Here is an 11,522-nt window from a genome sequence, read left to right on the forward strand (position 1 = left end):
ATCAGACCGGAGTACGGGATCACGGGGTCCGTCGCCCCCTACCGACGGCGGGGGTCGATCATCCCCAGGTCGTACCGGGGTACGGCACAGGCCACTCCGGGCCACCCGTGCGAGACGGGTTCAGCGAGTCAGGGGGATCAGGGGGGTCAGGGGGGTCAGGGCGACTGCAGCGGGACGACGGCCCGCACCCGGAACCCGCCGTCGGGCACGGGGCCCGCCTCGAAGCGGCCGTCGAGGACCTCCACCCGTTCCCGCAGCCCCACCAGCCCGGTCCCGGAACCCGGCAGGGACAGCGCGGGCAACGTCGGCGGACCGTTCTCGACCAGGACCGTCACGTGCACGTCGTCGTGCTGCACGCACACGCGCGTGCGGGCACCGGGGCTGTGCTTGCGCACGTTGGTCAGCGCCTCCTGCACGACCCGGTAGACGGCCCGCTGGGGGGGCAGGCCGATGCGGTCCGCGGGCGGCAGGTGGGCCTCGAGGACCACCTCGATCTCGCTGTCGCGCACCAGGTCCCGCAGGTCGGCCAGGGTCGGGGACGGGGTCAGACCGAGGTCCTCGCTGCCCGACAGCCGCAGCACCGTGACCATCGTGCGCAGCTCCTCCAGGGTGCGGACCCCGAGGCGCCGCACCACCCCGGCCGCCTGCCGGACGTCCTCCTCGCGAGCGGTCGCCTCCCACCCGCCGGCGTGCACCACGATCAGGGTCACCTGGTGCGAGACCACGTCGTGCATCTCGCGGGCCAGCCGGGTCCGCTCCCGGGCCAGGACCTTCTCCGCGTACAGCTGCTGCTGGTGGGCGGTGACCTGCTCGATCTCCACCAGCCGGCGGGCGAGCTCGCGCTGGGCCTGGACCAGCTGGCCCAGCAGGACGGGTGCCGCGGCCGTGGCCGCCGCGTAGGCGAAGAGGACGAGGGAGACGGCGTCGTCGCTCCAGGACGACCGCCCGCCCTCCCAGGGCACGCTCGCCAGGACCGCCCAGGTCAGCACGCAGCCGGTGAGGATCCGCCGGTCGCGGGTCCGCTCGGCGAGGACGTACAGCACGACGACCCCGGCCACCAGCACCCCGCTCACCGGCACGGCGGGCAGGGTGAGCAGGAAGGCGGGCAGCGGCCACCGTCGGCGCAGCAGCAACCCGACGAAACCCAGGACGGTGCAGCCCACGACCAGCGGACCCCGCCCGGGCCAGGTGAACCAGGCGTCGGCCGCGGCCAGGACGACGACCACCACGTCGGTGACGCGAGGGTGCCTGCGGAACCACTGCACCGGCGAGGTCAGCACGGCGGGGACGGCGGGGCTCACGTCGCCTCCTCCACCGGCGTCCGGTGGGCCAGCAGGGCCGCCTGCGTGCGGCTGCGCACCCCCAGCTTGGCCAGGATCGAGCTGACGTGGTCCTTCACCGTCCCCACCCCCAGGTCGAGGCGGACCCCGATCTCGGCGTTGGGCAGACCGCCGGCCAGCAGGCCCAGGACCTGGCGCTCACGCGCCGTCAGCGAGGTCAGGCGGTCGATCTGCTCCCCCGACACCCCGCTCGCCTCGCCGTGCTCGGCCACCAGCTGCCGCGCCGCTCGCGGGGACAGGACGACCCCGCCCGCGGCGAGGGTCCGCACGGCCTGGACCAACTGCCGGGGGTCGGTGTCCTTGAGCAGGAAGCCGGCGGCCCCGGCCCGCATCGCCTGCGCCACGTGCTGGTCGCCGTCGAAGGTCGTCAGCATCGCCACCGCGGGGTGGGAGGGGCGGCACAGCAGGGCCGCGAGGACGCTCAGCCCGTCGACCTGGGGCATCCGGATGTCGAGCAGGACCACCTCCGGGGCTTGCCGGTCGACGAGGTCGACCGCCTCCGTCCCCGTGCACGCCCCCACGACCTCCACGTCTCCCCCGGCCTGGAGGATCATGGTGAGACCCGAACGCACCAGGGCCTCGTTGTCCACGACGACGACCCGGACCACCCGGCCGGCGTCGGCGGCGTGCGGGCACGCGGGGGGCAGGTCGCTCACGTCCCCAGCATCCCCCTCCCCCACCCCCGATCCGTGATCTTGCCGGGATTCCCAGCGGGATCACGGGTGGGGTGGGCCTAGGGTGCGGAGGGTGTCGGCCCTGAACGGTGTGAGCGAGACCTTCGACCCCGCGTCCTGGGCGGAGGTGCCGGGGTTCGAGGACCTGCAGGACCTCACCTACCACCGCAGCGTGCTCGAGGGCCCGGCCCGCGGGACGGTCCGCATCGCCTTCGACCGCCCCGAGGTCCGCAACGCCTTCCGGCCGGGGACGGTCGACGAGCTCGCCCGTACCCTCGACCACGCCCGCCGCACCCCCGACGTCGGCTGCGTCCTGCTCACCGGCAACGGGCCGAGCCCGAAGGACGGCGGCTGGGCGTTCTGCTCCGGCGGGGACCAGCGCATCCGCGGCCGGTCCGGCTACCAGTACGCCGAGGGCGACACCGCGGAGAGCGTCGACACCGTGCGGGCCCGGGCCGAGGGCGGCCGGTTGCACATCCTCGAGGTGCAGCGGCTCATCCGGTTCATGCCGAAGGTCGTCATCGCCGTGGTCCCCGGGTGGGCCGCCGGCGGCGGGCACAGCCTGCACGTGGTCGCCGACCTGACCCTGGCCAGCGCCGAGCACGCCCGGTTCAAGCAGACCGACGCCGACGTGGGGTCCTTCGACGGCGGCTACGGGTCGGCGTACCTGGCCCGCCAGGTCGGGCAGAAGTTCGCCCGCGAGATCTTCTTCCTCGGCCGTCCCTACACCGCCCAGCAGGCCCACGACATGGGCATGGTCAACGCCGTCGTCCCCCACGCCGACCTCGAGGCGACGGCGCTGCAGTGGTCCGCGGAGATCAACGGGAAGTCGCCGACGGCGCAGCGGATGCTGAAGTTCGCGTTCAACGCCCTCGACGACGGGATGGTCGGGCAGCAGGTGTTCGCCGGTGAGGCGACCCGGCTGGCGTACATGACCGACGAGGCCGTCGAGGGCCGCGACGCCTTCCTCGGCAAGCGCGAACCGGACTGGTCGCCCTTCCCCTGGTACTTCTGAGCCGGTCCGGCGACGGGAACGGTCAGGACTCGACGCGGGGGGACACGGCGGGTCGGACGGGCTCGTCGTACTCGTCCCCCGAGCGGTGCAACCGTTCGCTCAGCTCGCGGATGCACGGCAGCACCTCCGCGAGGGGTGCGGGCCGGGCGTGCAGGAACCCCTGGTGGGTGGGGGCGCCCATCTCACGCAGCAGCTTCGCCTGGCCCGCCGTCTCCACGCCCTCGGCCACGAGGCCGAGGCCCATCGTCGCGGCGAGCAGCACGAGGCCCTCGACCAGCGCCCGGGTGCGGGGGTCGGACTCGATGTCCCGGACGTAGGAGCGGTCGATCTTGAACGCCGTGAACGGGCGACGGCGCAGGTAGGCCAGCGTGGCGTAGCCGGTGCCGAAGTCGTCGACGGTCAGGTGGGCCCCGGCGCCGACCAGGGCGTCGAGTGCGTCCTGGGTGCAGGCGTCCTCGGCGACCAGGACGCTCTCGGTCATCTCGAGCACGAGCGGGCGCGACCCGAGCCGGGTGACGGCCTCGGCCACCGCCGCGGGCAGGAGCGGGTCGGCGAGCTGCGGGGCGGAGACGTTGACGGCCACGACCAGGTCGCGCCCGGCGGCCTCGCACAGCTGCGGGGCGTCCTGCGCGCACCGGTCCAGGACGGCGCGGCCGAGGTCGGCGATGATCCCGTACCGCTCGGCGAGGCCGATGAAGTCGTCGGGCGGAACCAGGCAACCGTCGACGCGCCAGCGCACCAGGGCCTCGACCCCGCTCACCACGCGGGACTCGACGTCGACCACGGGCTGGTAGTGGACCTCGAGGGCGCCGTCGGCGGGCGAGCCGCCCGCGACCGCCCGCCGCAGGGACTCCGCCCGGGCCAGTTCCGCCCCCCGGGCCAGGGCCGTGGAGGGGTCCCAGACCCGCACGCACCCGCCGCCGGCGACCTTGGCCTCGGCGACGGCCTGTTCGGCGGCCCCCAGCAGGCCCTCCTCGTGGCCGCCGTGGCTGTGCGCGACCCCGATGCTGACCCCGAGCGAGACCCGGTTCCCGCCGACCTCGTGGGGGGCGGCGAGGACGGCCAGCAGCCGCACGGAGACGTCGAGCGCGGCGGTCGGGTCGGCGAGGAGGACGGCGAACTCGTCGCCCCCGAGGCGCCCGATCTCGTCGCCGCCGCGGACGGCGCCGCGCAGGCGGTCGGCGACCTCGACGAGGACCGCGTCACCGGCGGCCCGGCCGTGGGCGGAGTTGAAGGCGCGGAACCCGTCGAGGCCCAGGTGCAGCAGGGCCCGGGGGTGTCCCCCGCGTCCGGCCTCGCACTGGGCGGTGGCGACGCAGACAGCGAACCCGGCGCCGGTCAGCAGACCCGTCACGGGGTCGGTCTCGGGCGCGGCCACCTGGGAGCTCCGTTCCAGGACCCGCACACGGACCCGGAACCGTTGCAGCGCACGGCGTTGGCGCAGGCACACGAGGGCGAGGACGACGGCGGCGGTCACCGCGGCGATGACCACGAGCAGGGACAGCAGCAGGGCGAGGCTGAGGGAGGTGTCCACGTCGCCGCTCCCCTCGCCGTTCCGGTACCCGGTCCATCGTCCCCGAGGTGATCGACCGGCCGGATGCTGTCCTGGAGGAACTACCCCTGGACGGCGGAACCCACACCCGTGGGCGTCACGCGCTGAGCGGGCGGGCCACCGGACCGGCCAGCACGTCCTGGATGTCCTCCAGCGCCAGTGGCCGGCAGTACAGGTGACCCTGGGCGAGCTGGCAGCCCATCTCGCGCAGGATCTCGGCCTGCTCCACGTGCTCGACGCCCTCGGCCACGATCGTCAGACCCAGCGCCTGACCCATCTTGACCATGCCCTCGACCAGCGCGCGGGCGGTGGGCTCGGTCGCGATGTCCCGGACGAAGCTGCGGTCGATCTTGAACGAGGAGAACGGCCGGTGCCGCAGGTAGCCGAGCGAGGAGAAACCCGTCCCGAAGTCGTCGATGGTGAGCTGGGCGCCGGTCTCGGCGAGGTCGCGCAACCGGCCGACGGTGTCGTCGTCGATCATGACGCTCTCGGTCATCTCCAGGTGCAGCCGACAGCCGCTGGACGCCGTCTGGCGCACCGCGGCGGCCACCCGCTCGGTGAAGTCGGGGTGACGCAGCTGCACGGGCGAGACGTTGACCATCAGGTCGAGACGACGCCCGGCGTGCTGCTGGATCGCCGCGGAGTCCCGGGCGACCTGGCGCAGCACCGAGTCGCCGATGGCCACGACGGTGCCGGAACGTTCGGCCAGGCCGATGAACTCGTCGGGGCCGACGAGGGGCTCGACCGCTCCACCCCGGTCGCGCCGCCAGCGGACGAGCGCCTCGAGCCCGACGATCCGGCTCGCGGGGTCGACGCTGTGCAGGTCCACGATCGGCTGGTAGTGCACGACGAAGGCCTCGGCCGGCGCCTGCTGGAGGTCCTCGATGACCTGCAGACGCGCGATCTCCTCCTCCAGCAGCTCCGGGCGGAACTCCACCCAGCGGTTCTTGCCGGTGGCCTTCGCCCGGTACATGGCGGTGTCGGCGTTGCGCAGCAGGGTGCCGACGTCGTCGCCGGGACGGGCGCGGGAGAGGCCGATGCTGCCCTGGACGCGCAGGACGTGCCCGCGCATCCGGACCTCGACGCGCAGGGCCACGAGGACCCGGCGGCACAGTCCCTCGACGTCGAGGCAGTCCGGCAGCAGGACGGCGAACTCGTCGCCGCCGAGACGGGCGACGGTGCTGCCCCCGCGCAGGGTGTCGCGCAGGCGGGACCCGACCAGGCGGAGGAGTTCGTCGCCGGCGTCGTGGCCGAAGCGGTCGTTGACCCCCTTGAAGCCGTCGAGGTCGAGGTAGAGGACGACGAGCCGGTCGAGGCGTTCGGCCGCCCGCGCGCGCTCGAGCTCCTGAGCGAGGCGTTCGGAGAACTGCAGCCGGTTCGGCAGGCCGGTGACGACGTCGCGGCGGGCGAGCCCGTGCATCTCCTCGCTGGCGCTGACGCGGAAGAACGCGGCCTCGCCGACGGAGGCCAGGGCCTCCAGCGCCTTCTCGTCGGAGGCGCGCTGGGTGGAGTCCCGGCGACGGGGGGCGGTGATGTAGAGCACGACGCCGTCGCCGGCGACGACGGGGACACCGATCTCGTCCTCGCCCGGTCCGACCGAGCGCACCATCGCGGCGGGGGTGCCGGCGACCATCCGGGCGTGCTTCTGCAACGCGCGGGCGAGGTCGGCCCGCCGACCCTGGGTGTGCAGGGCGGTGGCGGCCTCGAAGAGCGCCTCGCTGCGCCGGGCGACGTCACGGGTCATGCGCATGGCGCGGGTCGCCACCATCGTCACGATCATCGGGATGACCAGCAGCACCGCCGCCCACGGCTCGAGCCGGGACTCGACGAGTCCGCCGAGGTAGCCGAGCCCACCGACGGCGACGCTGGTGCCGACGGCCAGCCAGGCCCCGGTGTGCAGCAGCTCGGCCTTGATCGAGGTCCGTTCCTGGATCGCGACCGACACGGCGGAGACGGCCACGTCGAGGACGAAGACGGCGACGACGGCCGCCGCGACGGCCAGGAGTTCGGCGACGGTCATGTCGAGCCGGATGGCCCGGGGCTCACCTGCGTCGCTGCTGAGCCGGTTGGCCGCTCCACCGGCGTGGAGCAGCTGCAGGACGAGCAGGGCTGTCGGCAGGAAGAGGACGCCGATGCTCGCGTTGTAGACGCGGCTGACCCAGCTCTTCTTCTGCAGCAGGTTCGTGGGGATGACGCACAGGCACCACGTGAGGGCCACGGTCGCGGGGTCGGCGAAGCAGAGCAGGAAGATCAGCACACCGATGTCGAACTGGACCTCGATGCCGGCGTGACGGGTGTTGATCTGGAACGGGAACCGGGTCAGCAGCTGCATCAGGGGCAGCCCGATGACCACGCAGAGGACGAGGTCCTTCCAGTCGGGCCCACCGCCCGCCTGCCCGAAGTGGACGGCCGCGACCACGGTCGTGACGAGCGCCGCCAGGGTGACGACGCCGTCGTAGACCACGCTGGCCACCGGGCGACGGTCACGCACGCCACTGCTCATCCGTCACCTCCTCCAGCTCGCCAGGACGGGCCACATCCTGACACTCCGAGACCGCTTGGTCACGCTCGAAGGAGAATCAGTAGATCGTTCCACCTGAACGGAGCAGCTCCACACCGCCCCCGACCTGCACAGACTTACACACAGCGAGGATTACGGTACGCCGAGTAGTTTCTCGTGAGCACCGACCCGGGCTCTACCCTGCGCTCGTGCGTGCGCTGCGTCCCCTGCCCGTCCCCACCGGGGACGCCGTCCTCGAGCTGCTGCCCCTGCTGGCCACCGCTCTCGCCGGCGAGCTCCCCGACGCCCTGCACCCGCACGCGGCCGGCACCGACCCGCACCCCTCGCTGCGCACCGGGACCCCCCTGGCCCCCGGCGAGGACGACCCGGACGACCCCACGGCCGTCGTCGTCGCGACGTCCGGCTCCACCGGGACCCCCAAGGGCGCCCTGCTGCCGGCCGGTGCGCTGCGGGCCTCCGCCGCCGCCACCGCGCAGCGCCTCGCCCCCGGCGACGGTCGTCAGCAGTGGGTCCTGGCCCTGCCCGCCCACCACGTCGCCGGCCTGCAGGTCCTGCTCCGCTCCGTCCGGGCCGGCACCGAGCCCGTCGTCCTCGCCCCGGGCCCCTTCACGGCCGAAGCCTTCGTCGCCGCGACCGCCGCGACCACCGGTGCCCACCTCCTCACCTCCCTCGTCCCCACCCAGCTCGTGCGCCTGCTCGACGCCGGTGAGGAGGCCCGCGCCGCCCTCGCCCGCTACCGCGCCGTCCTCGTCGGCTCGGCCGCCACCCCGACCGCGCTGCTCGAGCGGGCCCGGGCCGCGGGGATCCGGGTCGTGACGACGTACGGCTCCTCGGAGACCAGCGGCGGGTGCGTCTACGACGGCGTCCCGCTGGCCGGGGTCGTCCCCGCGCTCGAGGACGGCCGGCTCACCCTCACCGGGCCGGTGCTGGCCCGCGGGTACCGCGGGATGCCCGGGCACCCCGCCTTCGCCGGGGGCGCCTTCCGCACCGACGACACCGCCGTCCTCGAGGGCGGCCGGGTCCGCGTGCTCGGCCGGGTCGACGACCTCATCACCACCGGCGGGCTGAAGGTGGCCCCGGTCCTGGTCGAGGAGGCGCTCACCGGGCTGGCCGGGGTGGGCGAGGTCGTCGTCGTGGGCGTCCCCGACCCCGAGTGGGGTCAGCGAATCGTCGCGGTGATCGTGGCGAGCGGGACGGCACCGTCGCTGGAGCAGGTCCGGGCCCGGGTCAGCGCGGTCGTGGCCCGCCACGCCGCCCCCCGGCAACTGCTGCTGCTCGAGGAGCTCCCGCTGCGCGGGCCCGGCAAACCCGACCGCACCCGGCTGCGCGAACTCGCCGGCGGCGCCCCCTGACGAGAGCGCACCGACGAGCGTGGCTGGTCATCGGTGCGATCCTGGGGCATGCGCTCCGTCCTGCCGGCCCTCCTCGTCCTGGCGTTGACCGTCTACTGCGTCGTGAGCATCGTGCAGGCCCCGGACGGGGCGGTCCGCAACCTGCCGAAGTGGGGCTGGCTGCTGCTGGTGCTCTTCTTCCCCCTCGCGGGCGGACTGGCCTACCTCCTCGCCGGCCGGCCGATCGGCGCCGCCGGGGCCCGACCCCGGCCGGCCCCGCGCGGCCCGGACGACGACGAGGACTTCCTGCGCAGGCTGTGACCGCACGCGGGTGACCCGGCGCGCCCCTCCACCGCCGCGCTTGGCACGATGGACCCTCGTGTCGGACCCCGCTGAACTGCCCCTCCCCTCCTCCCCCGTGACGCACCGACGCGCCACCCCCGCGCAGTGGGCCGCCGCGGCCCGTCCGCGCACGCTGCCCGCCGCCATCACCCCCGTGCTCGTCGGCACCGGGTCCGCCGCCGCCCTGGACGGGGTGGACTGGCTCACCGCCGTCCTGGCCCTGCTCGTCTCCCTCGCCCTGCAGGTCGGCGTCAACTACGCCAACGACTACTCCGACGGGATCCGCGGCACCGACACCGACCGGGTCGGCCCCTTCCGCCTCGTCGGGTCCGGGTCCGCCGAACCCCGCCACGTGCGGGACGCGGCCTTCCTCTGCTTCGCGCTCGCCGCGCTCGCCGGTCTCGTCGTCGTCGCCGTCTCCGGGCACTGGTGGCTGCTCCTCGTGGGGGCGGCCAGCGTCGCCGCCGCCTGGTACTACACCGGAGGCAAGCGCCCCTACGGCTACGCGGGCCTCGGCGAGGTCTTCGTCTTCGTCTTCTTCGGCCTCGTCGCCGTGATGGGCACGACCTACGTCCAGGCCGGCCGCATCGACGGGACCTCCGTCGCGGGCGCGTTCTGCGTCGGCTTCCTGGCCTGCGCGATCCTCGTCGCCAACAACCTGCGCGACGTCCCGACCGACACCGTCGCCGGCAAGCACACCCTGGCCGTCCGGATCGGCGAGGCGAACTCCCGCCGCCTCTACGCGGCGCTCGTCGTCGGGGCGTTCGTGGCGGCCCTGCTGACCGTGCCCTGGCACCCGTGGGTCCTCCTCGTCCTGCTCGCCGGGGTCCTCGCCCAGCGTCCGCTGCGGACCGTCCTGGGCGGCGCGACCGGCCGCGACCTCATCCCTGTCCTCAAGGGCACCGGCCTGCTCGAACTGCTGACGGGGGCCCTGCTGGCCCTCGGACTGGCGCTCTGAGCCCGTTCGCGCGACAGTGCGCCCATGAGTGACAACCACGGCGTGATCGACGTCAGCGCCGACGGTGAGCACCGCTACGCCGCGGTCCTCACCACGGCGGCCGGGACCCGCACCGAGCACCTGGTGACCTCCGACACCGCCCTGCTCGAGAAGCTGCAGGCGACCAGCGCGGACGAGCCCTTCCTGGTCCGCCGCGTCCTCGAGGTGCTGCTGCAGGCCGAGGAGGCCGCCGAGGAGGCGGGCCACCTGCCGGCCCTGCCGACCGTCATCGACCTGACCGCGCTCGACGCGGAGCGGCCCGACCTGCTGGCGAGCATCCCGCTGCGCTGAGCGCCGTGAGGATCCGCGGGGCGGTGCTGGAGGAGATCGGGCGCGAGCGCCCCTACGCCGCGAGCCGGCCGCTGACCATCAGCGAGCTGGAGCTGTCCGACCCCGGGCCCGGCGAGGTCCTGGTGCGGATGGAGGCGGCGGGGGTCTGCCACTCCGACCTGAGCGTCGTCGACGGCAACCGGGTCCGCCCGGTGCCGATGCTGCTGGGGCACGAGGCCGCCGGTCGCGTCGAGGCCCTCGGCCCCGGCGTCGAGGACCTGCGCGTCGGCCAGCGGGTCGTCATGGTCTTCCTGCCCCGCTGCGAGGAGTGCGCCGGCTGCGCCACCGACGGGCGGATGCCCTGCGCGCCGGGGACGGCGGCCAACAACGCCGGGGAACTGCTGGGCGGCGGCACCCGCCTGCACCGCGACGGGGAGCCCGTCGCCCACCACCTGGGCGTCTCGGCCTTCGCCACCCACGCCGTCGTGGACCGCCGCTCGGTGGTCGCGGTGCCCGACGAGGTACCGCCCGAGGTCGCCGCCGTGCTCGGCTGCGCCGTCCTCACCGGCGGGGGTGCCGTCGTCAACGCCGGGGCCTGGGCGCCGGGGCAGACCCTCGCCGTGGTCGGTCTCGGCGGGGTCGGGATGGCCGCCCTGCTGACCGCGGTCGGGCTGGGCCACGGTCCCGTCGTGGGGGTCGACGCGGTACCGGCGAAGCTGGAGCGGGCGCTGGCGCTGGGGGCCGCGGCGGCGTGGTCACCGGCCGACGCGCTGGCGGCCGGGGTCAGCGCCGACGTCGTGGTGGAGGCCGCGGGGCACCCGAAGGCCTTCGAGACCGCCGTGGAGCTGACCGCCCCGGGCGGGCGGACGGTGACGGTGGGCCTGCCCAGCCCCACCGCCCGCTCCTCGATCTCCCCGCTGGGGCTGGTCGCGCAGGCCCGCAGCATCGTCGGCAGCTACCTCGGCTCGGCCGTCCCCGCGCGCGACGTCCCCCGCTACGCGCAGCTCTACCTGGACGGGGCGCTGCCGGTCGAGGAGCTGGTGACGCGCCGGATCGCCCTCGACGACGTCAACGAGGCCCTCGACGAGCTCGCGGAGGGGCGGGCCGTGCGGCAGGTGATCGTCTTCGACTAGACGCACGAGCGCCCCGCCGGGAGTCCCGGCGGGGCGCTCGGAGGGGCGGGCAGCCCCCGCGGTTCAGTCCTCGGCGGCGTTGTCCTCGTCGAGGCCGCGGCGGAACCGCGACGTCGTCCCGGTGCCGTTCTGCCGGGAGTCGATCCGGCCGTCGATGCGTCGCTGCAGCGCCTCGGCCATCTGCTCGCGCTGACGGCGCAGCAGGAGCAGCGACAGCAGGACCGAGACGACGGCCGCGATGAGCAGCGCCAGCCACCCCACGGCCCCCACGGCGCGCGCCACGATGAGGCAGACGGCGAAGATGCCGAGCCGCAGGGCGGTGTAGCGCAGCGTCACCCCACCCACGG

At 74.6% G+C, this 11,522-nt stretch carries 11 protein-coding genes; 6 read left to right on the forward strand and 5 right to left on the reverse strand.

Annotated features, from left to right (window positions below):
- Window positions 1-155 precede the first annotated feature (155 nt).
- Together SJY07_RS09065 and SJY07_RS09070 are read right to left on the reverse strand one after the other, a co-directional pair.
- Window positions 156-1,301: a sensor histidine kinase gene (locus tag SJY07_RS09065; RefSeq protein WP_380158524.1), complete on the reverse strand. Its 1,146-nt coding sequence runs from the start codon at window positions 1,299-1,301 to the stop codon at window positions 156-158.
- Entirely contained in the window at window positions 1,298-1,996 is a 699-nt protein-coding gene (locus tag SJY07_RS09070; RefSeq protein ID WP_380158525.1) for a response regulator, read from the reverse strand. Before SJY07_RS09070 ends, SJY07_RS09065 begins: the two co-directional genes overlap by 4 nt.
- Window positions 1,997-2,087: 91 nt before the next feature.
- On the opposite strand from SJY07_RS09070, the gene SJY07_RS09075 reads away from it, so the two are divergent.
- Complete coding sequence (locus SJY07_RS09075; protein ID WP_380158527.1) at window positions 2,088-3,029, forward strand: 1,4-dihydroxy-2-naphthoyl-CoA synthase; 942 nt, start codon at window positions 2,088-2,090, stop codon at window positions 3,027-3,029.
- Between the two features lie 22 nt (window positions 3,030-3,051).
- Here the strand turns inward: SJY07_RS09075 and SJY07_RS09080 are convergent, their stop codons facing one another.
- Together SJY07_RS09080 and SJY07_RS09085 are read right to left on the reverse strand one after the other, a co-directional pair.
- Complete coding sequence (locus tag SJY07_RS09080) at window positions 3,052-4,563, reverse strand: putative bifunctional diguanylate cyclase/phosphodiesterase (protein WP_380158529.1); 1,512 nt, start codon at window positions 4,561-4,563, stop codon at window positions 3,052-3,054.
- Window positions 4,564-4,678: 115 nt separating this feature from the next.
- The gene (locus SJY07_RS09085; protein WP_380158531.1) at window positions 4,679-7,084 is read right to left on the reverse strand and encodes a putative bifunctional diguanylate cyclase/phosphodiesterase; all 2,406 of its coding nucleotides are present in this window, start codon (window positions 7,082-7,084) and stop codon (window positions 4,679-4,681) included.
- A 206-nt stretch (window positions 7,085-7,290) separates the two neighbouring features.
- Here SJY07_RS09085 and menE point away from each other — a divergent pair, with 206 nt between their 5' ends.
- From menE to SJY07_RS09110, 5 genes are read left to right on the forward strand one after another with little or no spacing between them, the layout of a single operon-like run.
- Window positions 7,291-8,454: an o-succinylbenzoate--CoA ligase gene (gene menE / locus SJY07_RS09090; protein WP_380158533.1), complete on the forward strand. Its 1,164-nt coding sequence runs from the start codon at window positions 7,291-7,293 to the stop codon at window positions 8,452-8,454.
- A 48-nt stretch (window positions 8,455-8,502) separates the two neighbouring features.
- On the forward strand, window positions 8,503-8,754 hold the full coding sequence (locus SJY07_RS09095) for a PLD nuclease N-terminal domain-containing protein (RefSeq protein ID WP_380158535.1): 252 nt from the start codon (window positions 8,503-8,505) through the stop codon (window positions 8,752-8,754).
- 58 nt (window positions 8,755-8,812) lie between these two features.
- On the forward strand, window positions 8,813-9,733 hold the full coding sequence (locus SJY07_RS09100; protein WP_380158537.1) for a 1,4-dihydroxy-2-naphthoate polyprenyltransferase: 921 nt from the start codon (window positions 8,813-8,815) through the stop codon (window positions 9,731-9,733).
- A gap of 24 nt (window positions 9,734-9,757) precedes the next feature.
- Complete coding sequence (locus SJY07_RS09105) at window positions 9,758-10,063, forward strand: hypothetical protein (RefSeq protein WP_328294573.1); 306 nt, start codon at window positions 9,758-9,760, stop codon at window positions 10,061-10,063.
- A gap of 5 nt (window positions 10,064-10,068) precedes the next feature.
- Window positions 10,069-11,175 (forward strand): alcohol dehydrogenase catalytic domain-containing protein, encoded by a 1,107-nt coding sequence (locus tag SJY07_RS09110; RefSeq protein ID WP_380158540.1) that lies wholly within the window; start codon window positions 10,069-10,071, stop codon window positions 11,173-11,175.
- 63 nt (window positions 11,176-11,238) lie between these two features.
- On the opposite strand, the gene SJY07_RS09115 is transcribed toward SJY07_RS09110, so the two are convergent.
- Window positions 11,239-11,520 carry a DUF4229 domain-containing protein gene (locus tag SJY07_RS09115; RefSeq protein ID WP_328294571.1) on the reverse strand — a complete coding sequence of 94 codons (282 nt, stop codon included), beginning with the start codon at window positions 11,518-11,520 and terminating at the stop codon, window positions 11,239-11,241.
- Between the last annotated feature and the right edge of the window lie 2 nt (window positions 11,521-11,522).

Origin of the sequence: Kineococcus sp. R86509 (assembly GCF_042466365.1) — a bacterium.
Classification (GTDB): Bacteria; Actinomycetota; Actinomycetes; order Actinomycetales; family Kineococcaceae; genus Kineococcus.

Coding starts and splice junctions, on each gene's coding strand:
- SJY07_RS09085 (WP_380158531.1), bottom strand. CDS start 7,084: ATGAGCAGTGGCGTGCGTGACCGTCGCCCGGTGGCCAGCGTGGTCTAC.
- SJY07_RS09095 (WP_380158535.1), top strand. CDS start 8,503: ATGCGCTCCGTCCTGCCGGCCCTCCTCGTCCTGGCGTTGACCGTCTAC.
- SJY07_RS09105 (WP_328294573.1), top strand. CDS start 9,758: ATGAGTGACAACCACGGCGTGATCGACGTCAGCGCCGACGGTGAGCAC.